The organism is Dyadobacter frigoris (assembly GCF_005280585.1).
In the GTDB taxonomy this organism is placed as follows: Bacteria; Bacteroidota; Bacteroidia; order Cytophagales; family Spirosomataceae; genus Dyadobacter; species Dyadobacter frigoris.
Genome location: NZ_SZVO01000017.1, coordinates 23,972 through 49,661, shown reverse-complemented (window position 1 = coordinate 49,661; position 25,690 = coordinate 23,972). Strand labels below are relative to the sequence as shown.

At 42.4% G+C, this 25,690-nt stretch carries 16 protein-coding genes and 2 pseudogenes; 16 read left to right on the top strand and 2 right to left on the bottom strand.

The annotated features are described in order from the left end of the window. Positions 1 to 12: 12 nt before the first annotated feature. On the bottom strand, positions 13 to 3,924 hold the full coding sequence (locus FDK13_RS35890; RefSeq protein WP_220417440.1) for an SDR family NAD(P)-dependent oxidoreductase: 3,912 nt from the start codon (positions 3,922 to 3,924) through the stop codon (positions 13 to 15). Then, positions 3,824 to 7,051, bottom strand: coding sequence for a beta-ketoacyl synthase N-terminal-like domain-containing protein (locus FDK13_RS35885; RefSeq protein WP_220417439.1), 3,228 nt, complete (start codon positions 7,049 to 7,051; stop codon positions 3,824 to 3,826). The genes FDK13_RS35890 and FDK13_RS35885 overlap by 101 nt, the downstream gene beginning before the upstream one ends. Positions 7,052 to 8,328: 1,277 nt before the next feature. Here FDK13_RS35885 and FDK13_RS36725 point away from each other — a divergent pair. The 16 genes and pseudogenes from FDK13_RS36725 (at position 8,329) to FDK13_RS28015 (ending at position 25,673) form a co-directional block, all read left to right on the top strand. After that, positions 8,329 to 8,574 (top strand): helix-turn-helix domain-containing protein, encoded by a 246-nt coding sequence (locus FDK13_RS36725; RefSeq protein ID WP_137343350.1) that lies wholly within the window; start codon positions 8,329 to 8,331, stop codon positions 8,572 to 8,574. A 944-nt stretch (positions 8,575 to 9,518) separates the two neighbouring features. Next, positions 9,519 to 10,064, top strand: coding sequence for a dihydrofolate reductase family protein (locus FDK13_RS28075; RefSeq protein ID WP_229216245.1), 546 nt, complete (start codon positions 9,519 to 9,521; stop codon positions 10,062 to 10,064). 37 nt (positions 10,065 to 10,101) lie between these two features. Next, positions 10,102 to 10,286: pseudogene (locus tag FDK13_RS28070) on the top strand (hypothetical protein); the annotation flags it as partial. Between the two features lie 116 nt (positions 10,287 to 10,402). Continuing rightward, positions 10,403 to 11,041, top strand: a complete 639-nt coding sequence (locus tag FDK13_RS28065) for a GntR family transcriptional regulator (RefSeq protein WP_137343348.1) — start codon at positions 10,403 to 10,405, stop codon at positions 11,039 to 11,041. Positions 11,042 to 11,442: 401 nt separating this feature from the next. Beyond that, on the top strand, positions 11,443 to 14,160 hold the full coding sequence (locus FDK13_RS28060; protein WP_229216244.1) for a SusC/RagA family TonB-linked outer membrane protein: 2,718 nt from the start codon (positions 11,443 to 11,445) through the stop codon (positions 14,158 to 14,160). Continuing rightward, entirely contained in the window at positions 14,130 to 14,627 is a 498-nt protein-coding gene (locus FDK13_RS36235; RefSeq protein ID WP_229216243.1) for a hypothetical protein, read from the top strand. The genes FDK13_RS28060 and FDK13_RS36235 overlap by 31 nt, the downstream gene beginning before the upstream one ends. A gap of 11 nt (positions 14,628 to 14,638) precedes the next feature. Continuing rightward, the gene (locus tag FDK13_RS28055) at positions 14,639 to 16,207 is read left to right on the top strand and encodes a SusD/RagB family nutrient-binding outer membrane lipoprotein (RefSeq protein ID WP_137343347.1); all 1,569 of its coding nucleotides are present in this window, start codon (positions 14,639 to 14,641) and stop codon (positions 16,205 to 16,207) included. A 73-nt stretch (positions 16,208 to 16,280) separates the two neighbouring features. After that, complete coding sequence (locus tag FDK13_RS28050; RefSeq protein WP_137343346.1) at positions 16,281 to 18,176, top strand: heparinase II/III domain-containing protein; 1,896 nt, start codon at positions 16,281 to 16,283, stop codon at positions 18,174 to 18,176. 43 nt (positions 18,177 to 18,219) lie between these two features. Continuing rightward, complete coding sequence (locus FDK13_RS28045; RefSeq protein ID WP_137343345.1) at positions 18,220 to 20,292, top strand: family 20 glycosylhydrolase; 2,073 nt, start codon at positions 18,220 to 18,222, stop codon at positions 20,290 to 20,292. 179 nt (positions 20,293 to 20,471) lie between these two features. Beyond that, entirely contained in the window at positions 20,472 to 21,263 is a 792-nt protein-coding gene (locus tag FDK13_RS28040) for a creatininase family protein (RefSeq protein ID WP_137343344.1), read from the top strand. After that, a complete protein-coding gene (locus tag FDK13_RS28035; RefSeq protein ID WP_137343343.1) occupies positions 21,263 to 21,649 on the top strand; it encodes a RidA family protein in 387 nt (128 codons plus the stop codon). The genes FDK13_RS28040 and FDK13_RS28035 overlap by 1 nt, the downstream gene beginning before the upstream one ends. A gap of 23 nt (positions 21,650 to 21,672) precedes the next feature. Beyond that, complete coding sequence (locus tag FDK13_RS28030) at positions 21,673 to 22,647, top strand: 3-hydroxyacyl-CoA dehydrogenase family protein (RefSeq protein ID WP_137343342.1); 975 nt, start codon at positions 21,673 to 21,675, stop codon at positions 22,645 to 22,647. Position 22,648: 1 nt separating this feature from the next. Continuing rightward, the gene (locus tag FDK13_RS36230; RefSeq protein ID WP_229216242.1) at positions 22,649 to 23,071 is read left to right on the top strand and encodes an enolase-like domain-containing protein; all 423 of its coding nucleotides are present in this window, start codon (positions 22,649 to 22,651) and stop codon (positions 23,069 to 23,071) included. A gap of 39 nt (positions 23,072 to 23,110) precedes the next feature. Beyond that, positions 23,111 to 23,782, top strand: a pseudogene (locus tag FDK13_RS36225) (enolase C-terminal domain-like protein); the annotation flags it as partial. After that, on the top strand, positions 23,779 to 24,720 hold the full coding sequence (locus tag FDK13_RS28020; protein WP_137343341.1) for a DMT family transporter: 942 nt from the start codon (positions 23,779 to 23,781) through the stop codon (positions 24,718 to 24,720). The pseudogene FDK13_RS36225 and the gene FDK13_RS28020, both read left to right, overlap by 4 nt. Further along, entirely contained in the window at positions 24,717 to 25,673 is a 957-nt protein-coding gene (locus FDK13_RS28015) for a dihydrodipicolinate synthase family protein (protein ID WP_137343340.1), read from the top strand. The genes FDK13_RS28020 and FDK13_RS28015 overlap by 4 nt, the downstream gene beginning before the upstream one ends. Positions 25,674 to 25,690: the final 17 nt, after the last annotated feature.

Below are 25,690 nucleotides of genomic sequence, written 5' to 3'. Positions count from 1 at the left end.
GAATTTGGATACCTACTCGGCCATGATAAGCACCTGACTTTCTGTACCGTATTTCAATTCATTTACAAAAGTTTCCATCCCGTCCCGCAGCGGAATCAAAGGAATTCCACGGCGTTCGTACTCCCTTTCAAGCGACGGTGACACCATACCGGTTCCTTTCCATGGCCCCCAGTTTATCGATATAACTTTTCCTTTTATTTTTTTCTTCAACTCCCATGCATAACGGTCCATAACACTATTGGCAGCTGCGTAATCTGTCTGGCCGCGGTTACCGTAAACGGACGCTACACTTGAGAACAATATCACAAACTGCACATCACTTCTGAGCTGTTCGGCAAGCACTCTTAACGGCGTTACTTTTGTTGAGATAACCCTTTCGAAAGAGGCCACTGTTTTTTGGTAAAACAACTTATCTTCCAGTAAACCCGCTCCATGAATTACACCATTTATACGGCCATACTGTTCATAAAGCTGTGTAATCAGCGTGCTTAGCTCCTTTTCATTTCTCAAATCCAGCGCATGATAACTTACTGTGCAGCCATATTTTTCCAGCGATGCGATCGTAGTCAATATCTGATTGGACTTATGGATCCCCTCAGTACGTTTTTCAATTTCGGCCGGCGTTTTCAGTTCGCCCTGAGTAATCAGATATTTCTTGATTTCTTCTTTTGTTTTCAGAGCTAAATATGCATGATCACCTGTTTCACGCGGGTCAGCTGATCTTCCCACCAATACATAATGGCAAGGATGATCTTTGGAGAAATGCACGAGCAGTTCAGAAGTAATTCCCTGCGCACCTCCCAATGCGAGCACCACCGACTTTTTATCCAGAACAATATCTGATTTTGTTCCGGTTGGAAGTTGTGTTGGCACCAGTTTCAGAATCTGCCGATTTTTCTGATTATAGATAACTTCTGACGGTTCGTCGCAATTCTGGATTTCCGAAAGTGTGACGGCAGCAATTTCCTCAGATGAAAGTTTTGAAGTAATGCTTACCAGCCTGCATTTAGTGTTTTCATATTCTTTGTCAAGACTTTTCAATAAGCCCGAGTAGCCCTGAAAATGTCTCAAAAGTTTAATATCAGAATCGCCCGAGACCATACTTTGCGTATCCGAAATCGTGTAAACCCATTTTACTCTTTCAAAATCCAGTTTCTTGATGAGCTCAAAAGATTCAATGATCGTCGGCCTTTCAGGCGAAGCGAAAACATTGAGAATAATCAGCCCGTCGAAACTCTCAAATGATTGATTTTCCGAAATGATCGTAACAATTGCTCCTTTGGTTTCCAACAGATTCTTAATGGCTATGGCCAGGCCGCCTTTGTCATCTGTGACCGCAAAATGTTTGGCCGTGATGTCCTCAACCTTGCCGCCATTGGCTGACAATGGCGTCAGTTCAAAACGAAGACGGGATATTTTTTCGCTTAAAACAACCTTCACGACCTCGTCACCAGTACCCGCCGTGATTTGCTCAATAGAATCCTTCTGCTCGGAAAGTGAATTGACTATCCAATTGATAAGTCCGTTCAGCGTTTTGATCGAAGCCAGTTTTTCAACAAGCTCTTCACCTTTGTTATTATATATTTCGATCAGTCCGTCAATATTGTCTTTGAGCTCACCGATAATCTCCATGCGTTTAATGGAGTCAATGCTCAGATCCGCTTCCAGATCCATATCCAGGCCAAGCATTTCCTGCGGATAACCCGTCTTATCGCTCACTGCATCGAGCAAAATCGTTTTGATTCTCTCCTGCGACCATCCTTCAATAACACCGTCCTGCGTTACCGACAGCGAACTAAGCGGAATAACCACCACGGCCGGCTCACTTTCCTGCTGATGTGCTGACATCCAGTCCAGCAACAATTTAAGCGTTTTGATCGAGGCCAATTCTTCAATAATCGATTCCTCGCTTTTGGACGATGTATCAAAGCCTCCCAACTGATTGCGGAGCTCACCGATAATTTCCATGCGTTTGATAGAATCAATACTCAGATCGGCTTCCAAATCCATATCAAGACCAAGCATCTCCTCCGGATAACCTGTTTTATCACTAACCACCAGCATCAACAGCGTTTTAATATCCTTCTTAACTTTCGGAACATTGGTCTCTGATACCGGCAGGTAAACATCAGGCTGTTTTGCAAACACTTCAACGGCCGGCTCTTTCCTCACATTTGTATCAAATGATGCAGGGCTATGCTGCAAACCGTTCAAATCCATAGCGGCAGATACCGCCGGCGCGTGTCCGAGGTATCCAAGAATTACGTCACGCTGCGCCTGCACCAGATATTTTACGCTGTTGAGATATTCCTGAACCATTAATTCTGCATTACCACTTGCCTGTACCGGCTCTGGCTGCCTTTGGGTTTGCATCAGTTTCAGAGGCGTTGTGATTGGTAATGCGCCATGACTTGGCAATTTGCCGTTGACTGGTAAAGCCATCTGCCCGTCAACAATCCATATCGAACTGCTTTTACGGTACAGCTCCGGTTTGTCAAGATCAAGAAGTTTCACATCTCTGTCTTCAAAAAGTTTGTGAAGCTGTATCTCCCTGCCGCTTGCCAGATAGGCAGCAAATGTATTTAAAAGCTGGTTTATACCATTCTGATCTTTCTCCTCTGTATAAAGACGAAGTTCGTCCTTGCCCAAAATAGATTTTGTCAGTCCGGTAAGCACTTTCCCAGGCCCCACTTCAATGAACACACGGGCTCCGCTTTCGTACATTTTTTGCACCTGCTCGGAGAATCTGACCGGTCTGATCAAATGTTCTGTCAGGCGCTCCTTGATCTGATCCGCATCAGACGGATAAACCGAGGCTGAAGTATTGGACCAGACAGGAATTGTTTGTGTATAGAATGAAATGTCTTTCAGGGCATTTTCGTACAAGCCTTTTGATTTGGCCAATATCGGGCTGTGGAAAGCACAGGCTACTTCCAGCCGCTTATAGGATATTTTTTGTTCCTTAAGTTTTTCAATCAGGCTTTCTATGGCCGGAGTTGTTCCTGCAAGCACCCATTGCTGCGGTGAATTGTGGTTTACCGGATAAATCTGGTTTACTTCTGAAACAATTTTCGTCAGTTGTTCTTCCGGACAATTTACCGCGATCATGGCGCCCTTATCATCTTCAATCGAGTCCAGGATCGCCTTTGCACGTTTTTCGCTCAGAGACACCAGCTGATCTTCGTCAAAAACATTGGCAAAACATAGTGCAGGAAGCTCGCCGTAACTGTGACCGGCTACCATATCAGGGTTTATACCAAAATCTCTTAACAAAGAAGCAATGGCAAGATCCACTATGCCCAAAAGAGGCTGCGCAAGACGCGTATCTTTGATCCTCTCTTTTTGATTTTTTAAGGATATCTCATCAAAAACAGCATTCGGAAAAAGGATTTGCTGATATGCCGGATTACTTTTCAGCAGTTTGCGCATAGCAGGGAAAGCGACAAAAAGTTCTCCGGCCATCTCTACACGCTGGCTTCCCTGTCCGGGGAACATGAAGGCTACCTTTCCTTTCAGATCTTTTGCAGGATAAATCCCTTTACCCTCGGTGCCTGCAAAAGCAAGCTTAACCTTGTTTAAAGCGTCTGCCTGGTTCTCAGCCACGATCGCAAGCTGAACTGGTTTTTTATTGTATTCACTCAAGCTGAAAGCAATATCTTTCAACGCAGCCGTTTTGTTTTCAAGTATTGACGAAACGGATTTTAACAAACCTTTGATATCGTCGGATGAATCGCCGCGGAATACCAATAATTCGGCTGGCCACGACTTCATTACAGATTGCCTGGGTTTATTTCCGGAAGCATTTTCAATAACCGCATGAAAATTAGTTCCGCCAAAACCAAACGCACTGATTACCCGCAACACGACGCTCGTCTGTCCACAATGCTGCTTTTGTATGGAAAGCAAAGGGGCTTGTTTCTGCATTATAAAAGGCATTTGGGTCTGATAAATTGATCGTAGGCGGTTTTACACCATGATAAACTGCCAGCGCCGCTTTGATCAGCCCGGCCAGTCCCGCAGCACATTTTGTATGGCCAATCTGTGTTTTTACCGACCCTAAATGTGTTTGGCCGGCAATGGCGCCGGAAGCAAGCAACATATCAGTCAACGCACTTAATTCCGTTCTGTCACCAACGACCGTTCCCGTACCATGCGCTTCTACAAGCCCAAGTTCAACAGGAGAAACGCCTGCCTGTTCGTAGGCTCTTTCCAAAGCTTTCACCTGACCGGATTTCCTTGGCGCTGTCAAGCCCAGACTTCTGCCGTCACTTGAACCTCCAACACCTTTAATTACGGCATATATCTTATCCCCATCCCGAAGGGCATCGTCCTCTCTTTTCAAAACCATCATTGCCACACCTTCGCCCAATGCAATGCCATCCGCTTCCGAATCGAAAGTTGCACAGCGACCTTTGCGCGAAAGGGCGTGCGTGCTGGAAAACATCAGATAATCATTGATCCCGTTGTGCAGATCCGCTCCACCGGCCAATACCATATCCGATTTATCCAGTATCAATTCCTGACAGGCAAGATCAATGGCCGCCAATGAGGACGCGCAGGCTGCATCAACAGAATAATTACGACCACCAAGATTCAGTCTGTTGGTAATACGGCCTGAAATCACATTAGCCAAAATACCCGGGAAAGAATCTTCGGTAAGTTTTGGTAATGCTTCATCGAGTTCTTTTGGCATTTCTCCAAAAATCTGCGTAAAAAGCGCTCTGAAACCATAATTATTTGCCAGATCATTTCCACCTTCCGCACCGATGATCACCGAGACATTTTCCCGGTTAACATTTTCGGAATATCCCGCGTTTTCGAGCGCCTGTTTCGCTACCAGTAAGCTCAATAACTGGGTGGGATCAATCGCGGCCAGCGACTGGGGCGGGATACCAAATTCCAGTGGATCAAAATCTATTTTCGGAATAAATCCACCCCATTTCGAGTGCGATTTACTGCCGTTTGTCGAAGTTGGATCGTAGTATAAATCTTTGTTCCAACGCTCATCAGGCACTTCTGTAACCAGATCCTTTCCGGCAAGAATATTTGACCAGAACTCTTCGACATTTCTGGCACCGGGATAAATACAAGCCATCCCGACAATCGCCACATTCAAGGCCCCTTTTTTATTCTTTGGAATGGAAGGTAAAACAGCGCGCTCAATAAGGCGGAAATTCCCGGCTGTAACCTCCTTGTGAAGTTCTGCAATTGTTACTATTTTATTAAGCATCGCAGCAGCCTGTCCAATCATGTACATGCCGCTTTCCAACTGATCTGCCGACTGTATTTCGAGCAAATCATCGCCTTTTCTTTCCAAACCCTTAGCGGCTATACGTAAGCGACCGACATTGAGTTTTTCCAGTTCAGCCCATATTTCCTTTTTGTCAAACCCCTGGTTCAATAGCCTCTCTTTTTCCTCATTAAAGTATGTCGCAAAGGGAGAATCAAAACAACGGGTTTCATGCCCAGGTGCTGTTTCCAGTAAAATTGTTTCTGTATGCACCACAGCCTGCGACTGGAACTGGGGAAGTATCGCTCCGGAAACAACGGCCTCTGTGGTATACAAATAAGCAGTCCCCATCAAAATACCGACCTTCACGCCTTTTGCTACCAGCGGCGCAGCCATAAGCGATACAAGGGCCGTTGAAAAAGCATCATGGATTCCGCCTGCAAAAAAGACTTCAAGTTGCTCAGGCTGCTCTTCCTGCAACAGTCTGTTTATTTGTTTTTCCCACAACACAAAACTGGACAAAGGACCAACGTGACCACCACATTCGCGCCCTTCAAATACAAATCTTTTAGCTCCCTCTTTGAGGAACATATCCAGCAGAACAGAGGAAGGGACATGCAGGAACGTCTTGATTCCAAGTTTCTCCAACGGTTTGGCCTGCGAAGGACGTCCTCCGGCAATCAATACAACCGGCGGTTTTGCTTCTGTAATGTAGGCCAGCTGTTCGTCGCGAAGCTCCTGAGACGCAAAACCCAATATCCCTACACCCCAGGTCTTGCCTGCGGCCAGTTTACTTGTTTCGCGTATGAGCTCTCTTGCCTTTTCTCCTTTCAGCAGAGACAAAGCAATAAAAGGCAATGCACCTGCTTCTGCTACATTTTTAGCAAATTCAGGTACGTCACTAACCCTTGTCATCGGACCTTGGGCAATAGGATATCGCATCCCCAGTGATTGGGCAAGCGCATTATTTTCTGAAATCGGATCAAGACTTTTAGCCTGCCTAAGGTGTCCGAATACAGATTCCCTGATAGCAAATACAAGATTTGACACCTTTTTATATTTTTGATAAAGATCCGTCCCGATGCAAACATCCTGTCCCAAAGGCAAATAGCCTTTATCCAGATCCAGTGATCCCAGAAAAGGAACCAGATCCTCAAACGTTGGCTTTTCGGGCAGCGCAGGCGAATTCGGACGACTCAAAATCCTGAATCCATCAATCACACGCGTTTCGTTACCATTAAGTTTCTCACAAAGTGTTTTCAAGCCGACAGGTGCCTGGCATTCAGAAAACTGCAAAAGCTGGCTATCTAAAACCACACCTCTTGCCCCGAGCCCGATAACAGCCGCAGCACTATGCACGCCAATTCCACCCTGAACCCAAATATGGATCCCGGAAACCTCTCTCGAAATTCGTTGAAATAATATAAACGAGGAATCTGCACTTACTTTTCCGGCAGCCTCATTCCCTTTTACAATAATCCCGTACGCGCCATCCTGCTGAGCAGCAATCGCTTCCTCGACACTGTGAACCTGGTATACAATTTTGACACGCTTACTTTTGAAAGGAAAAGTCAACCCATAAGGTATAATCGCTAATGTTATTTGATCGGATAAGTTTATATCAAAGAAACCTGATTCGGAAATACAGACCCCAAATTTAACCTTAGTCTTTTTGGACATCTCACGAATAGCCTCAGCAGCTTCTTTCTGATCTCTGCCCAGATGTATAACCGGAAAAGCCTTTGCCTTAGATAAAGCCAGGGCAAGTTTTACATCAGGTTTTTCTATTGGAGTTATACCAATAATCTTTAAGTTTTTCATAACGTTCTAGCGGGAGTAATTTATATCGTTTCGTTTTCATTTTTTTATCTTGTATTGTGGTAGGTAAGAAGACGTTTAGTCTTTCTGTATCGGAAATATAAGGCAAAAAAATTTACCAAAATAAAGTAATTCTACTTTTGTGTGAAATTTTTTCTACACTATTGATTCTAATTGTAGTATTTATTTATAAAATTTAATTTATTTACGCTACGAAAATTTACAGCGACCTCGTGTAGAATATTATGGTTGAAGTATTTAAGCGACAAGATCGTGAAGCGAAGATGTGCCAGCGTATAAAATTCGTGGACGAGATGGGGATATCTCTCCACAACAAAACTGATCAGGCAAATCTTGGGGCGAAAAAAGCGATTACTTTTGAAGTTTGCTTCTTACAGTCAAAATAATCTACGATAAATAACCTCATTCTTGTTTGCGAAAAACCAGGCTATATCCAACATAAGAAGGAAGAAAATCTGACCAAAATAAAGATCAGTTCATTAGAGATTATCACGAATAGTTTAGTAATGGATTTCTGAACGAATTCCTAAGGTTGTGGATTCCTGCTGCCAGCATGATAACCACTTGGCAGCCTTGTTAGCTTCTCAGTCGTATTTTATTACTGATGATTTTCACCCGCTTCATTCTTGAAAACACATTCGCGACCGGTATTCCATACTTTACAAATCACTCATTAACAGATAATTAAACCATATATAGTTTTTCAGAGCCTTCTGAATTTCCAGCTCAGAAGGCTGTTTTTTTAACCAAATCACTTTCAAGTTTTACTAATTCTGCTTTGATTCTCCCTGAGCAGCCAAAGCTAGCGACATAAACGTTGTGGCGGGTATCGTTAGTATGTGTTGTATTTTCATGATGTTTGGTTTTTCGTGTGAAAAAGTGCATATTTTTCACACGAAAACCAGCTTCTATAATTCCAGGGCATATCTTCTAGACATTTTAAAGGAATTCGAGTTAGAAAACGGGTCCAAGTGGAGTATTATTTTCGAAGCCAATCATAATGTCCAATATCCTTTTGCACCTCAGTTAGAAGATTTTTTTTTATTTAATCTCTTTTTTGGGGGCAACAGCAAATTGAATCAGCTGGAATTAACGGTGAATGTAAAAAAATAGTCACCCTATTTCTGGTAAGACTATTAAATCCCCCGCCTATAACACCGAATCAAATTACCATTCAGGATTTCACCGAAATTACAGGCATAATACAGACAATTCAAAATGATTTTACTTGTAAATATCCCCTAGATGAGCTTGCACTGATGTGCAAAATGAGCAAGCCAAGATTCCGACGTATGTTCCAAACAGTTACCGTAAAAACGTTTGTAAACTTCTACACACAAATCCGGATGGAAAGGGCCTTGAAACTCTTAAATGAAAACAGGGCGTGTTCAATTAGCAATCTTGCAATTTCCTCGGGTTATAAAAACGTCCAGGAATTTTCTAAATCATTTGTTAAATATTATGGTTATACACCTTATTCAGTGTTAATCAGAGATGCGAACTAACTTGATTTCAGCCCAGCATCAATTTCCAATAATAATCATAGTTTAAGTAGTTATGCCGCACGAACACTACCCCATTTTGCCTGCTGAATTCTTTTATACAGCCAACTTTTGTGGAAGAATATTCTACTAAAATCGCAGCTGCACTTTATCATAGAGCCTTATGATTAGTTCCACCATCCCACTGACACTCGTGGAGAGACATCATCTGACCAAAGGTATGAGGGACAGCACCAAGGATTACTCTACCATCTTCATCGCGCCAGGAGTTTTTTAACTTAATATCTCTGACAATGTCTTCCCACTCGGAACATAGCTGGTCCGAAAAATATTTTGGTAGAATAATATTGAAATACCCGGCCTGGGATTTCAAATGCTGCCTTGCGGGCCATCACTGTATGAAAGATTAGCAACAAGCTTTGCCAGTTCGATACGTTCAACTATATATTTTCAAGCGGCGATGCACACGTCAAGAATTTCTTTAGCCGTCAATTTTGTCCCTTCGCATACAGCCTTAGATATCTCGATATCCATCACAAAGGCGGTTTACATGAGTAAAAAACTGCCAATTATCATCACTACAGGGCCAAAGAAGCTGGAATATTACCGAATTCTCTGGTTTCCCGATTCCCTGTTTTCCCGGCTCAGATCACCTTTCGGATTTAATTATAATATATTTTTTTTACACCATTAAACTTAAATATGTAAATTCGAAAATGATAAATTATTTTTGCATGTCTGAAGTCCGATAAGTTATATAGCTGTCGAAAGGTAGACTGCATTAACAAACGCTTAGCGTATAGTAATTGGCGAGCTGCCCGCTTTCCCGAAAATTTTGAATATAAAAAAAATCTAAATTTTGTCCCGGTGGACGATACTTAAGATAATCATATGAACAGTGCTAACAACGTCCCACAACATGTTATAAACAAATGATACTTGACAAAATGAAGCTAACGATACATATGGTTTCTAGTCTTGACGGTATAATTGCCAAAAAAGACAATAGCATTTCGTGGTTTGAGACATCAAGTAACTACGAGAAAGGTATTTCAGGACAAGATCCGGAAGAATTTCTAAAGACAATCGATTGCTATATAATGGGCTCCCGGACATACGAACATGCACTGGAACTTTCAAAATCTTATGGGTGGGCATATGGAGATAAACCGACAATTGTAATAACCACCAGAAACCTGCCAAATGAAAGACAGAACATTGAGTTTTATTCCGGTGACCTGAACCAACTTGTGAGCGAACGACTAAAACCAAACTACAGGAATGTTTGGCTTGTAGGTGGAGCGATGCTTGCCAAGGATTTCATTCGTTTAAAATTGACAGATGAAATAAGAATATCAGTTTTACCGATTATTTTAGGTGCCGGTACCTTATTTTTTGACCACATAGGACAAGAGCAGACGTTGCACTTGAAAGACGTGACAGCTTATAAAAACGGCATGATCGAACTCTGGTATGAAATAGAAAAGGAATAGGGAATCTTTCAACGTTTTGACAGAAACAGCAGCCACTGATCAATTTATGATCCGAAGAAATTATGCCGGGGATCGCATACGAAAAACTTTGATGGATTCAGGACAAGAATTCTTGCGAAGATTACATCGCTAATAATCATTCAGTACATCAATAAATTTGATTACTTAATTTCACCCGGCGGATTAGCCCCTAAGATTTTTATATTTTACGCTGCACCTTAAAACAAAGTGTAAAAAGAAATTCAATAATACGACAAAATAATATTTTTTACTATTATTGATTACCTTTACCACATCGTTATTTAGTTAACTAAAATTTAATTTTTTGTTTACACAAAATGAAAGAAGACTCATTATCCAATAAGGCATATATCGAATTGAGAAAAAAAATATTATCTAATCAGCTTATTTCCGGCACAAGACTTAAAGAAGACGAATGGGCCAAAAAACTTGACGCCAATCGTATCGCAATCCGCGAAGCTTTAACCCGGTTAATGGGTGAACAATTAATCGTGCAAGGAGAAAAAGGTGGTTTTTTCGTAAAGACTCTTACCGTTGAAGACAGCCACCTGATTCGCGAGCTTCGCGAGATTCTTGAAGTAGGCGCGCTCAGGCTTGTGATGCATAAAATCGATGAAAAAGGAATTCTGGAGCTGGAAAGGATCTGTGACGATTTCTCGTCGATGGTAGAGCGCGGATATTTTGGCGGCGCCTGTGAAGCAGATGTAAAATTCCACGAAACACTGATTGAATATGCTGGAAACGATAAACTTATAGATTTATATAAAGCCAGCAACATCCCCTTGTTTCACCAAAAGCTTGGAAAAATGCAGACCCATATGGATGATTATGAACTCACAGACCAGGAACATCGCGAGATTGTATCAGCTATTAAAGAAAAAAATATTCACCGCGCAGAAGAGGCACTTGTAAAACATTTAATCCGTGGTGAAGTCGCTTCTATTGATCTTTCCTAGAAAAATTAAAAGAAGAACATTACAAATTCATATAAAGTCCGCAAAGCCGGCTTTCAGGGGATGCCCTGAAAGCCGGCTTCTTTATTTTTGCACAGTATGAAAATATAATTTTTACATAAAAATATTTGGTCAATTTTTTTGTTGACAAAATATTAATATATTTGTTAACAATATATCGCAATTTATAGTAACCAAAATAAAGCTTCGCACAAAAACAAGCCTGAAACATTTATTTTTAACAAACCATATTTTGCCTATGACAAGATAGTTGTCTCTCCAAAGTATTTCAAAAGTCGACGCAAGTCAGTAACCCAGTACAGATCGCTTGAAAGACAAGCAGGCCTCGTGCCGTAAGAATTTTAACCATTACTACCCATTCGTGTTCAGAAAAAAATTAGAATATGAAAAAATCTACAAAAGCATTCAGGTCACCTCTGCCAGAAGGTTTCCAGCCAAAACCTTTACGTATTCCCCGTTTTAGCTTAACTACTTTCCTGTTATATCTTATGCTGACCAGCGTATGCCTTATTGGCACTGCACAGGCACAACCGGCAAAAAAAGTAACAGGAAAAGTACTTGACCATAAGGGCGCCCCTGTTCCAGGTGCATCTGTAATCGTAAAACAGTCGACCTCCGGTGTGTTGGCAGACAAAGACGGGACATTTAATATATCCGTTCCGGCAAACGCAAACACGCTTGTTATTTCCTACATTGGTATGAAAACCCAGGAAATCGTGATCGGGAACAAAACGGATATGGGCAACATAACGCTGGCAGAAGAAAGTGTTGGACTGCAGGAAGTTGTGGTAACAGCGCTTGGCATTGAGCGGTCCGCAAAAACGCTGACATACGCCACACAAAAAATCACGGGCGAGCAGGTCAACGAAGTCAGAGACGCCAATTTCACCAACACACTTTCAGGAAAAGTAGCCGGGCTAACCATCACTCCCTCAGCCAACGGACCCGGCGGAGCAACCCGGATCGTACTGCGCGGCAACAGATCCATTCAGGGATCCAACAACGCACTGATTGTAGTTGACGGGGTTGCGATTGACAACTCTTCACCGGCAGGACAAGTTCGCTACGACAGCGGCGGACAAAGCGGCAGCGACGGAGCATCCAACATCAATCCTGACGACATTGAATCCATTAACGTACTCAAAGGTGCTGCTGGTGCCGCATTATATGGAAGTCGCGCAGCAAATGGTGTTATCATCATCACAACCAAAAAAGGTAAAACCGGAAAGATCAATGTTAACTTCAATTCCGGCGTTACATTTGATAAAGCATTGACAACACCAAGTTTTCAAAATTCTTATGCTCAGGGCTCTGGTGGCACTTATTCCACTTTGACTGGCGGCAGCTGGGGGCCAAAAATTGCCGGACAAAGTGTTACAAACTGGGCAGGAAACACGGTGAGTCTTCAGGCTTATCCTGATAATGTAAAAGACTTTTTCCGCACCGCTGTTTCAAATAATAATTCTGTTGGTATTACGGCCGGATCCGAAAAAGTACAATCCTACTTTTCATATTCCAACAATTTTATCAACGGGATTGTCCCTCATAACAGTCTTACCCGTAACACTTTTAACTCTCGTGTAACGTTCAACCTAACAGATCGCCTGACTGCGGATGCGAAGGTTACATACATGATCCAGGGCATTAAAAATAAACCCGGTGTGGGCGGAGACGGCATGGTTGTGGCTAACGTATACCGTATGCCGCGCAGTGTGGATCCGCAAACTTTAAAAGGCTATAAAAACGTTAGCGTTACCGGTGTTGAAACGCCCACTTTCTGGACCAGCCCGGACCCCGTTTATATGAATCCGTACTGGACAATTAACAATACACATCATGATGAAAACCGCAGCAGAGTAACAGGACTTTTGGTACTGAGATACAAACTGACAGACTGGCTAAATATCCAGGGACGCGTAAGTTCAGATAGTTACAATGATTTTATCACCCAAAAATACGCGAACAATACTGTCAACTACGCAAGACAGCCGGGCGGTTATTATTCGGAAGGAAATGATTTCATCTCGGAAAGAAACCTTGATGTCCTTCTAACCGGTAACAACCAGATTACTTCTGATTTCAAAATCAATTATAACATCGGGGGATCAGTTTTGAACAGAAATCTTCGTCACCGCGTAAATGCTGCTGACGGACTTGGATTCAATAACAAATATGATTTAAGCTACGCTACCACCCTAAAAGTAGAAGCCAATACCACCAAAAGAGAATTGCAATCCGTGTATGGAACGGCACAGTTCTCCTTTAAAGATTATCTGTTTTTAGACCTTACAGCCAGAAATGACTGGTCAAGCACGCTTCCTTCGCCTTATTCTTATTTCTACCCGTCCGTAGGAATATCTGCAATTGTTTCTGAAATGATGAAACTTCCCTCGTGGGTAAGTCTGGGAAAAATAAGAGGCTCGCTTACCAAAGTTGGTAACGACGCGGACCCTTATTTGCTCGGCCAAAACTATACGTATATACGTGGAGGTTTCGGCGGTTACATCGCCAGCAGCAGCACCAAAGCGATTGCTAATCTAAAACCTGAATTGACGCAATCGGTCGAAGTTGGCACTGAATGGAGATTTTTCAACAGTCGACTGGGCGTTGATTTCACTTATTACAAAACCAATTCAAAAAATCAGCTGCTTAACGTTTCCGCCCCCGCTTCATCGGGATATTCTACTTTGAATGTCAATGCGGGCAATATTCAAAACAAAGGTTTCGAGCTGGTACTTTCAGGAAAACCGGTAACCGGCAAAAATTTCACCTGGAATCTCGGATTGAATTATGCAGTTAATACGAATAAAGTGATTTCACTTTACGAAGGTGTGAGCCAGCTTTATCTTGGTTCGTCAACCAGCGTGAGGACGGCCACTCCCCTGATTAAAGAAGGCGGATCGTACGGTGACCTGTACGGTTACAAATGGAAAACATTGAACGGGAAATATGTAGTGAACACAAACGGCGTTCCTGTAAAAACCGATGAGATCCAAAAGCTTGGAAAAACAATCCGAAATTCTCAGCAGGTTTCAGTAACAGCTTTTCTTACAAAAACTGGACACTATCCGTGCTCGTTGACGGTAAATTCGGCGGTATAATCACATCGGGAACAGCGGCACAAACGGCCTATGCAGGAACCTCATCGGCCACTGAAAATTTCCGTGACGCAGGATCCTGGACAGTGAACGCTGTAACACCGGAAGGCGCACCAAATACAGTTGCTATCAACGCCGAAAAATTCTGGCAAACCGTAGCGCAGGGAGATTATTCATGGGGTGAATTTTTCTCTTATCATGCGACCAATGTCAGAGTCCGTGAATTGACTTTTGGCTATTCCTTTGGACATCTTCCAGGATTTATCAAGTCGGCCCGGCTATCTTTTGTAGCACGAAATCTGTTCTTCATTTACCGTGGCAATGCAATTCTTAACATTCCGGGAATCGGCAAACGCAAAATGGATTTTGATCCCGAAGTCAGCTTTGGAAATAGTAACTATCAGGGAATTGAGTACTACAACCTTCCTTCGACCAGAAATATAGGATTGAACCTGAAACTGTCATTCTAAAATATTATATCATGTTTAAGACGATAAAAAACCAGTTTTTCTTACTAGCCATTGCAGCGCTCGGGCTCAATAGCTGTACCGACGATTACAATTCGATCAATACAGATGCGACCAAAATCAGCACGATCGGAGCCACTGAATATCCTTTTCAGTTTGCCTATGCGTTGATGACACCGACACTAAGCCCGGACAATTTTGAGGTGGGTGAAGGCACGATTGCTTCTGTATATTCCCAGTTCTTTGCACAGGCTGCCCAGTCATTTCCAACGGATCGATATGTGATCAGGCAGGATTGGATGCCCGCTTGCTGGAACCCGGTTTATACCGCCGCAGCTCCGCAATTGAAAACAATCATGGCCGGCACCAAAGCTGAAACTTCTGAAAATGCGCTGGCCAATATCTGGTGGGTTTGGATGTTTCACAGGGTCACAGATTATTTTGGACCGATTCCGTATTTTAATGCAGCCTCTGGAAACCGGTATATCGCATACACTCCTCAGGATTCTGTTTACTTTGATTTTTTCAAAAAACTGGATGCAGCTTCAACCGTTCTGAAATCACATACTTCGGATAAACCTTTCGGAACCTATGATTTGATTTATAACAAAAATGCCAGTCCGGCCACAGCCTGGATGAAATTTGCCAACACGCTTCGGCTCAGACTTGCACTTCGTATTTCAAAAGTAAATCCGACATTGGCAAAACAACAGGCAGAAGCAGCCGTTGCAGCGGGTGTTTTGACTGATATTTCAGATGATGCCTACATGCCAAAATCGACCACGACTTATAACGAATACAACGGATTGGCCGTGACTTCGGGTTGGGATGATATCCGGATGAGTGCTGCGATGGAATCGGTTTTAAAAGGCTACAACGATCCGCGTTTGCCGGTTTATTTCCAGCCTGCGATTTCAACCGGAACTTTTGAAGGCGTAAGAAACGGATTATTTACTTCTGAAAAAATCCTTGATATCAATTCAAGATTATTCAATTCCAACATGGGTACGCGATGGGTAAACTGGGTCAACAATGACTGGAAAACCACGTACAATGCACCTCAGGACATCATGCACGCCGCAGAAGCCTATTTCCTCCGTGCGGAAGGCGCACTTAACGGATGGAGCATGGGCGGAACGGCTGAGGATTTTTACAAAAAAGGGATCCAGGCTTCTATGGCGCAGTGGGGAATTACAGACAATGCCGCGATCACTAAATATATCAGCAGTACTGCAACCCCGATCGCTCCGTTGGATGGCATGAAATCTCCCGCAGTTAATGATTACCCGGTTCTTTTCAGCGGTACAGAAAGTATGCAGAGAAAACAAATTGCCCAGCAAAAATGGCTGGCTCTTTATCCCGATGGAGCCGAGGGCTGGGCTGAATTGAGACGGTCAGGACTTCCGAAACTTTACACGGTGGTACATAGCGAAAACACGGATCTGCCACAGGGTACATTCATCAGACGGATGCCATTTCTGGATACCGAAAAACAGACAAACGCGGCCGAAGTTGCCAAAGCCGTTAAAATGTTAAGCGGACCCGATAATGCAGCCACGCCTTTGTGGTGGGATAAAAACTAGTATTTAATTGACCAACAGCTCTTTACTACAAGTGCTGTTGGTCAATTAAATTTCAAATTATAAAAACAGGAAAATGCGGTACACCGGATTACTTTTCTTTTTACTGATAATGTTTTCAGCAGTCTATGCACAGCCTCATCACATAGATTCGCTGAAATTCATCAATTCCTCTACCCCTATTCCGGATCATCCCCGACTATTATTATTAGCCGGAGAAGAAAATAATATCAAAACAGCAATTTCCACTCAACGTATATCACAAGGAGTTCATGCTGAAATTTTACAGAAATGTGACAGTATGCTGATGACAAAACCCGTGGAAAGAATTCTTTTTGGCGTAAGGCTGCTTGCCAAATCCAGGGAATGTCTTAACCGGGTTTTTCATCTGAGCTATGCCTGGCGGATGACGCATGAACGAAAATATCTTGACAGAGCAGAACAGGAATTATTAGCCGTTTCCAATTTCACCGACTGGAATCCTGATCATTATCTGGATGTCGCAGAAATGACAATGGCCGTCGCCATTGGCTACGATTGGCTTTATCATGATCTGTCCGAAAAATCACGCTCGATCATCAAAGAGGCCATTCTAAAAAAAGGAATTGCTACCTCTTTTGACCCTACCTACCCTAATTACCGCAAATGGCTTTCCGTGACCAATAACTGGAACCAAGTTTGCAATGCAGGTATTTCTTTCGGTGCTTTGGCCATTTATGAGGACCATCCTGCACTTGCCGAAAAAGTAATTAACCGCTCCATTGCCAGTATCCAAATCGCGATGAAAGACAATGGACCAGATGGCGCATTTGCCGAAGGATATACCTATTGGGGTTACGGAACTACGTTTAACATCATGTTTTTGAACGCCATTGAAAAAGTTTTCAAAACCGATTTTGAATTAAGTAAAATACCCGGATTTTTAAAAACAGCGTCCTATCTTGAAAACATGATCGGCCCAACCGGTAAAAATTTTAACTATTCGGATGCTTCCGAAGTATCTACTTTACAGCCGGCCATGTTGTGGTTTGCAGGAAAATTAAAGGACCCGTCATTGCTTTGGAACGAGCGTAGTTTTTTGACCAGAGAAAAACTCGCAAAAAACACAGACAGGCTCCTTCCCGCTCTGATGATCTGGGGACGAAATATTGATATAGAAAAAATCACAATGCCGAAAAATAAGATCTGGGTCGGTGGCGGCAAAAATCCGGTGGCTTTAATGCGGTCTTCCTGGACGGATACTAATGCTGTTTTTGTTGGAATGAAAGGCGGCTCGCCCTTTGTCACACATGGACATATGGACGCAGGTTCTTTTGTTTTGGAAGCCGACGGAATTCGCTGGGCAAAAGATTTTGGTTTCCAGGAATATACCGCGCTTGAATTGAAAAATATTGACCTTTGGGCAAACAAACAAAATGGTCAGCGTTGGAAAATATTTCGTTATAACAACTTCTCCCATAATACCTTAACCTTCAATGATTCTCTGCAACGTGTGAATGGCTACGCTCCGGTCATAAGTCATTCCGGTAATCCTCAATTTATAAATGCGATCACCGATCTTTCGTCAATCTATAAAGGTCAGGTCAAAAAGGCTGAGCGTGGGATTGCCTTAATGGATGGTCAATTTGTAATCGTAACGGATGAAATTGAAAATCTGGATAAAGAAACAACTGTCCGCTGGGCGATGCTTACTTCGGCGAAAGTTGACCTAAAAGGCAATCAGGCAGAATTAAGTCAGAATGGCAAAAAACTGATAATCAGCATTCCGAATTCCCCTGAAATTTCCATAAAAACCTGGACAACTAATCCGCCGCATGACTATGATGATCCCAATCCGGGAACCACGCTGGTTGGATTTGAAGCGGTAATTCCTGCGGGTAAAAAACAATCGTTTCAGGTATTTCTGATTCCGGGAAATGCCAGAGTTAATGTTTCCAAGCCACTGCCACCATTGAAAAACTGGCCGAGATAGTCGCTGCAAGATCCGTTGAAAATAATTTTGTAAATATTTCAAAATGAAAAAATTAGTAATAAAAATCTGGTTTTTCTTTCTTTTTAGTCTTGGCGCATTTGCACAAAAAGAGCCTTTGCTTTTGCCAAACCCCGATTTTGCGGAGGTCAGCGAAGGGTTATTTCCACTTGAAAACATTTCCATATTTGTTCCGAAAAATGCCAGCGAAGATATTTTATTTGCAATCGGAGAGCTCAAATCTGTTATCCTGGAACGCACCGGAAAATATCCAAAAACAGCTTCGGTTTCACCAAAAGCCACTTTTCAATATAAAATTAAAGAAACCGGACACGAGCTTCCGGAAGTAAGTGAGATGAACGGCACTAGTGAAAGGGAATGGTATCAACTTCGCATTAATTCCGGAAAAATTCAGGTTGAAGCCAATACCTCTACGGGTTTATTTTATGCCATTCAAACGATTCGTCAACTGGCTCAAGGATATGGCAAAAATGCGAAACTTCCATTGATTACTATCAAAGACAAACCGAAAATTGGTTACCGTGGAATCATGATGGATTTTTCGCACGGTGGTCTTTTAAGTGTCGATGAAATAAAAAAACAGATTGATTTTCTGGCAAAATGGAAAACGAATCAATACTATTTTTACAATGAGGTAAGCATTGAACTGGACGGTTTTCCTTCGCTTGGATATAAAACAGGTTATTCCAAAAGGGACATTTCGGAAATTATTGCTTACGGAAAACAGCGGCATATGGATGTCATTCCGTTTTTAAATTTATACGGACATTTGCATGAATTACTAAGAAATGAAAAATATGCGGATCTTTCCATCGGGCATTATGGACATGAGCTCGATCCACGAAATCAAAAAGTCAATGAACTGCTAACCAACTGGATCACTCAATACACCAGGCTTTTCAAAAGTCCTTTTATTCATGTTGGTTTTGACGAAACCTGGGAAACCAAACGCATCGCCGATGATGTTGATATGAAAATAAGTTCAGAAAAACTCTGGCTCCAACAGCTTGATTTTGTACAGGCCGAATTAAAAAAACAGGGCAAAACGGTTATGACCTGGACGGATATGAATAATTATTATCCGGAAATTATCGGTAAAATACCAAGGGACGTAATTCCGGTTATTTGGGAATATAAACCTGATACTGTTGAGATTAACCGCTATCTAAATCCCGTTTTGGCCGAAAAAAGAAAATTCCTGATCCAGCCGGCCGTTTCGGGCTGGGGCCATATTTATCCGGACGCAGATTATACCTACACCAACATTGACTTATGTTTGAAGGCCGGGATCAAAAATAAAACGCTTGGTTTTATCAATTCAGTCTGGACAGATCCTGTTGAACCTTTTGTGCGTCCATCCTGGCTTTTTATGGCTTACGGCAGCATTGGTGCCTGGCAGGGAACGAGTGCAGATAAGCAGAAATTTGCATCAGATTATGCTTCGCTTGCTTTTCCAAAAGTCGCAGACGAAATGAAATCAGCCTTTGAATATCTTCAAAAATCAAATGAAGATCTTGACAAAGGCCTTGGCCGAAATACCAATGGAATGCCAAGAGGAACCATTATCGAGAGCTGGTCTAATCCGTTTTTGCCTTATTATCTTTCCAATACTGCCAAACATCTGACAGATTTTAAAAATGCGAGAAAAAACAGCGAGGAGGCCCAATCAGCATTAATTTCCGCTTTGGAAAAATGTGATAAAAATGATGCACCCTTCATCAATTCCCTTTTGGTGTCAGCCAGATTAATGCATTACAACGCAACACGTTTTCTGTGGGCCAAAACCGTCTGCGACCGCTGGAATGATTCTATGCTCAAAAAGAAGAAAAACGATTTCGTGGTTTATGACATTACTTATTTGTGCCACGGACTGCTTATCGATATGATGGATGAAAACGGTGCATTAAAATCTGCCTATGAACAATCCTGGAATTCAGAATACAAACCTTACCGGCTGAATACGATATTGGGGCGATTTGATGTTGAGCACGCTTTATGGCAAAAACTGCATTTGAAAGTAAATGATTACCGGATACAAAACAGCCCGGATCACATCGCGACGAAGCCTTTTGAAGAATTATTTAAACCCGATTTTTAGAAATTGCATCAATTAGCTAATCAGATTTAAAATTAAATTCTAAAACTATTTTATTGTTTACAAAATATGCATATTTTTGTAAACAATAATTGATAGAATTCATTAATATTGTTACGAGAGACTAATCAGCGCAATTTACCCGATAGTCAAAAAAGTATTTGTAAACGCCTGCGTTCACTATGAAGTTTTCAGATTTAAGCTATCCGCAAATCAACCAGCTTACAGACAAAGTTATTGTCTTGCCGATTGCTGCAATTGAACAACACGGTCCGCATCTTGGTGTTGCAACGGATACGGATCTTGTTACCTGGATAGCTCAGAAAGCGGAACAAAACCTGGAAGAAGACATTTTGCTTTGCCCAACGCTGGCTTATGGTTCAAGTCATCATCATCTGGCTTTTGGCGGGACGATCAGTTTAACGATCAATACGTACACACTTGTAATTGTAGAATTGGTTGAATCGATGCTGAAAAGTGGTTTTCGGAAGATTGTTTTGCTAAATGGCCATGGTGGGAATGTAACACCGGTAAAACAGGCGCTGGCTGTTTTGGGAAACAAGTACGATTCGGATTTATCACCTAACATCGCCCTGGTCACTTATTGGGAAACGGCCGGTACGGTTTTCGCCGGACAAGCACCCATGGAAAGTCCCGCACTGAGTCATGCCTGTGAGTATGAAACCAGTATGATGCTTCACATTTTTCCTAAAAAAGTGTGGATGGAAAAAGCGGAACGTCCCGTTCGCCCGGAAAGCAACGGCTACATTCCCTGGGAAGATGATGAGCCAAACCGAGGCGTCACACTTTTCAAACAGACGCAGTTTATTTCCTCAAACGGGAGCAGCGGAGAGCCGCAGCTGGCCAATGCAGAAAAGGGAAAACATTTGCTGGAAAATGCAGCTGCCTCGATAACTGATTTTCTTAAATCTTTCAAAAACTGGCCTTTATCAAAAGATCTTTCAAAGAAATAATGAGCAAGATAGAAATAGAACATCCCGATAAAAAAGTGAGTACCGGCGCTTATTCTGCCGGAGTTTTGATCAATGGCTGGTTATTTATCAGCGGACAAGGCTCGGTGGATCTTTCAACCGGCGAAGTAATTCACGGCACCATTGAAGAAGAAACAACAAATACGCTTAATCATATCAAAAAGATAATTGAAGCAGCTGGTGGAGGTATGGACGACATTGTCAAATGCAGTGCGCATTTGAGTGATATCAATGAATTTGACAGATACAATACGGTTTATGCATCTTTTTTTCCGGGTATAAAACCGGCAAGAACTACCGTGCAATCGGTGCTGGGTGATGGAATAAAGGTAGAAATCGATGCCATTGCCAGAATAAAAACACAGTAACCTTCTCCTTTGACAAGATTATTATGACTGAAAAAATAAGGATTGGAACGGTAGGACTTGGATTGATGGGAAGCAGTATCGCCACATGTATTCTGGCTGCCGGTCACGAGGTAACTTCGCTGGTAAAAGATATTGCAGAAGTTCCCGGAGCGAGGGTGAGAATATTGAATTTTCTTACTGAACTTAAAGAAGAAGGGTTGCTTTCCGAAAGTCCACAAGCAGTGATAGAAAAATTAATCATTACCGATCAGGTGCAGGATTTGGCTGGTCATGAAGTGGTGATCGAGTCAATCATTGAAAGTGTTGATGAAAAGAAAAAAGTGTATCAGGCACTGGAAACTGTAATTTCTCCAACTGCGATTATTGGAAGTAACACGTCTGCGATTCCCGTTTCAGTTTTGCAGCAGGGGTTGCAAAATCCAGAGCGTCTGCTGGGTATACATTGGGCTGAACCGGCACACATCACACGTTTTATGGAGGTGATCTGCGGAAAAGATTCGGATATTATTTATGCAAAAAAAATAATTGCACTCGCGGAAAGCTGGGGAAAAGAACCTTCTCTTTTACGAAAAGATATCCGAGGTTTTATTACCAACCGCATCATGTATGCCATGCTTCGTGAAGCTTTTAATCTGGTTGAAAACGGATATGCTACGGTCGAAGATGTGGACCGCTCATTGCGGAATGATCTGGGTTACTGGATCACTTTTGCGGGGCCATTCCGGTTCATGGATCTTACCGGAATCTCGGCTTACCTGACTGTGATGCAGGATCTTTTCCCTGAACTTTCCAATACTGCCGTAGCACCTACCATGATGGAAAAACTTGTTGCAGATGGTGCGAAAGGCGTTAGTAATGCCAAAGGATTTTATTCCTACACGCCTGAAACGGCTGCGCAGTGGGAAAAACTATTTACCGAATTCAGTTATGATATCAGAAAACTGGCTGAGAAATACCCTCAAAATATTGGTGAAGATTTAAAAAGTGCAACGCATTAATATGACGACGATAACAGCAATCAGGGCAACCGAAGTGATCGTTCCCGCCAAACCGGGAAGTCTGAACTCCGAACAGGTTTTAGATAAAGACACCGCTTTTGCAAAAAAATTCATGACAGGAGAAAGCTGGACAGAATTTGCAAACCAGCCGAAATGGATCGTCGAAATCACATTAAAAAACGGATTGACCGGTATTGGCGAAACATATAGAAGTGCGTCAAAAGAACTTCTGGAAGAAACAATAAACGTTTTTCTCGGCGAAGATCTTTTGAAATTAAACTGGCGCAGATTACCAGTTTCTGACCAACGGATTTATGAGGCATTTGAATCCGCAGTACTGGATTTGGTTGGAAAATTACTTAACGTCCCCGTGTATCAGTTACTCGGTGGAAAATACCGCGACACTATTGATTGCATGGGCTGAACCGGCCGAAGAACACCGGAAGACGCCGCGCAAAAGGCCTTTGAAGCGATGCAAAAAGGTCATAAGGTTTTCAAATTCAAATGTTCCGATGAAGATGCGGTCAGACTTTGGACGGAAGAAATTCATAAAAAATGCGGTGATGGAATAAAGGTTTTGCTTGATCCAAACCAGCGTTGGAATGATGTCGAAACCACTTTAAAACTGATGGAAGGCGTTGATAGAAATACGATGCTCGGACTGGAAGATCCTATTTTGCACGCTGATGTGCAGGGTTTTAAAACCCTGCAAGAAAAGTTGCAAATGCCTCTGTACCGTCATATTTCACTACCGTACACACAGGATATTCGTGACATGATCACTTTTGTAAGAGCCGATGCGGCGGATGGATATAATTTCAACGGCTCAGCTTATAATTCAGTTCTGCTTGCAGAAATCGCGCATCTGGAAGGAAAGCCCTGCTGGCGCGGCTCCGAAGTGGATCTGGGAATTTCAGAAACCATGGGATTACACATCGCTGCGGCAAGTATCAACTGTACGATACCTTCTGATATTTTCGGAGAGCTGGTACGTGTGGACGATTTAATTGTAAATCCGGTTCACTTCGAAAATGGCGCGGCAACAGTTCCATCAGGCAGCGGATTAGGCATTGAACTGGACGCGGAAGCTATCAATAAATATAAGACAAACCGGCGTATCGAAAAAACAATATGAGCAAATCAGTTTTGTCATGGATCATTCTTTTTGTCTGCAATTTGATATGGTCTTTTCACTTCACGTGTATCAAACTAACCCAGGATCAGGTTGGGCCCTATTTTACGGTCTGGGCACCTATGCTGCTGGCCACAATCTTTCTGGCACCTTTTGTAGTTAAGGATTTTAAAAAAGGAAACCGGAAACTTAAAGATCTGCTGATTTTTGTTCAGCTGGCCGCTTTAGGCGCATTTCCTTCGCAGGTCTTTATGACTTACGGTACACAGTATTCACTGGCCAGTAATTCTGCGATTCTGGTACTGGCACTGCCGGTCATCACAGCGGTTTTTGCTTTCTTAATTTTGAAAGAAAAAATGAACCGTGCCCGCTGGATCAGCTTTGGCATTGCGATTATCGGTGTGGTTTTATGCTCGACAGATGATCTTAAAAAACTGGATTTCAGCTCACAATATGCATGGGGAAATATTCTGATTGTCCTTGCCATTATTGGAAACGGCTATTATAATGTCGGCTGCAAAAAGATTTCAGACAAATTCACAGAGATGGAAATGTTGTTTTATACCTATCTTTTTCTTGTGATATTTCTCGCCCCGCTGGTCTGGTATTACGAGCCGGAAATGTTTTTCAAAATCCCCGAATATACTGCACAAACCTGGACAGGCATGATTGCCCTGACGCTGTTTCATAATTTTCTTTCCATGTTGCTTTTCTTTAAAGCGCTAAAAAATCTGGATGCGACCCAGGTTGCACTTTCCAATTATCTGATCACGCTGATGGGACTTCCTATCGCTGCCTTTGTATTGGGTGAAACATTAAAAACACAAGCGATCATCGGCGGGCTTCTGGTCCTTGCCTCCACACTAATATTAACCATCGTAGATTCAAAAACACAGCAGAAAAATCTCGCAAAAGCAAATCAATCCATTAAATCATTATGAGCAATATCGCAGACGAACTCTTCGGCGTAGTTCCCATTATCCCGACACCCTTTACCGAAAACGAAGACATTGATGAAAACGCGCTTCGTGATCTGATCGACTTTGCCATAGCAGGAGGAATCAAAGCAGTTTGCCTTCCAGCTTATGCAAGCGAATTTTACAAACTAACCGACGAGGAAAAACTCAGGGTGGTAAAAGTAGCCGTCGATCATGCAGCGGGCAGAATAAAAATTGTTGCTCAATCAAACCACCCGTCGCTAAAAATCGCGATACGTCTGGCTCAGGCCAATGTAGAGGCAGGCGCGGACGTAATATCACTGGCGGTTCCACGGATATTCAACCTTCCCGAAAATTCTTTGAAAGAATATCTTTCGGAGTTTTTACAAGCCATCCCGAATACGCCCGTTTTAATTCAGGATTTTAATCCCGGCGGCTCATCGATCAGTGTAAGTTTTATTAAAAACCTGATGGATGAAAATCCGAATTTTAAATATCTCAAACTGGAAGAACCGCTTTGCGCACCAAAATTTGATGATATTATCAAAACCACAAATGACAAAATCGGCCTTTTTGAAGGCTGGGGTGGTCTTTATATGCTTGAATTAATTCCAATCGGTATACGTGGCGTGATGCCCGGACTTGCTGTTGCGGATATTCTTCAAAAGGTATTTGACCTGAGAAGAAACGGAGAAAACAGAAAAGCTTTCGAACTTTTTGAAAAAGTGATGCCCCAGATATTTTTCTCTTTACAAAATATGGAGCTTTTCCATTACGCAGAAAAAGAATTGCTGATAGCCCGAGGTGTGCTTTCCAACAGTATAGCTCGTAAGGCAGCCTACATTCCGGACGCTTCGTCGATCAGCTATATTAAAGAGTTAAATCAGAATATCATTGATCTGCTGCAAGATGAGAAGTATGGAATTACGCCGCTCGAAGCAAATTTGAGCAAGTAAAAAATCAGTTTCTTTTT

What these genes read in the sequence shown, in the direction of transcription:
- FDK13_RS28050 (WP_137343346.1), top strand. Translation starts at nt 16,281, where the DNA reads ATGCGGTACACCGGATTACTTTTCTTTTTACTGATAATGTTTTCAGCA.
- FDK13_RS28035 (WP_137343343.1), top strand. Translation starts at nt 21,263, where the DNA reads ATGAGCAAGATAGAAATAGAACATCCCGATAAAAAAGTGAGTACCGGC.
- FDK13_RS28015 (WP_137343340.1), top strand. Translation starts at nt 24,717, where the DNA reads ATGAGCAATATCGCAGACGAACTCTTCGGCGTAGTTCCCATTATCCCG.
- FDK13_RS28030 (WP_137343342.1), top strand. Translation starts at nt 21,673, where the DNA reads ATGACTGAAAAAATAAGGATTGGAACGGTAGGACTTGGATTGATGGGA.
- FDK13_RS28020 (WP_137343341.1), top strand. Translation starts at nt 23,779, where the DNA reads ATGAGCAAATCAGTTTTGTCATGGATCATTCTTTTTGTCTGCAATTTG.
- FDK13_RS35885 (WP_220417439.1), bottom strand. Translation starts at nt 7,051, where the DNA reads ATGAAAAACTTAAAGATTATTGGTATAACTCCAATAGAAAAACCTGAT.
- FDK13_RS28065 (WP_137343348.1), top strand. Translation starts at nt 10,403, where the DNA reads ATGAAAGAAGACTCATTATCCAATAAGGCATATATCGAATTGAGAAAA.
- FDK13_RS28075 (WP_229216245.1), top strand. Translation starts at nt 9,519, where the DNA reads ATGAAGCTAACGATACATATGGTTTCTAGTCTTGACGGTATAATTGCC.
- FDK13_RS28040 (WP_137343344.1), top strand. Translation starts at nt 20,472, where the DNA reads ATGAAGTTTTCAGATTTAAGCTATCCGCAAATCAACCAGCTTACAGAC.
- FDK13_RS36725 (WP_137343350.1), top strand. Translation starts at nt 8,329, where the DNA reads ATGTGCAAAATGAGCAAGCCAAGATTCCGACGTATGTTCCAAACAGTT.
- FDK13_RS35890 (WP_220417440.1), bottom strand. Translation starts at nt 3,924, where the DNA reads ATGCAGAAACAAGCCCCTTTGCTTTCCATACAAAAGCAGCATTGTGGA.
- FDK13_RS28060 (WP_229216244.1), top strand. Translation starts at nt 11,443, where the DNA reads ATGAAAAAATCTACAAAAGCATTCAGGTCACCTCTGCCAGAAGGTTTC.
- FDK13_RS28055 (WP_137343347.1), top strand. Translation starts at nt 14,639, where the DNA reads ATGTTTAAGACGATAAAAAACCAGTTTTTCTTACTAGCCATTGCAGCG.
- FDK13_RS36230 (WP_229216242.1), top strand. Translation starts at nt 22,649, where the DNA reads ATGACGACGATAACAGCAATCAGGGCAACCGAAGTGATCGTTCCCGCC.
- FDK13_RS28045 (WP_137343345.1), top strand. Translation starts at nt 18,220, where the DNA reads ATGAAAAAATTAGTAATAAAAATCTGGTTTTTCTTTCTTTTTAGTCTT.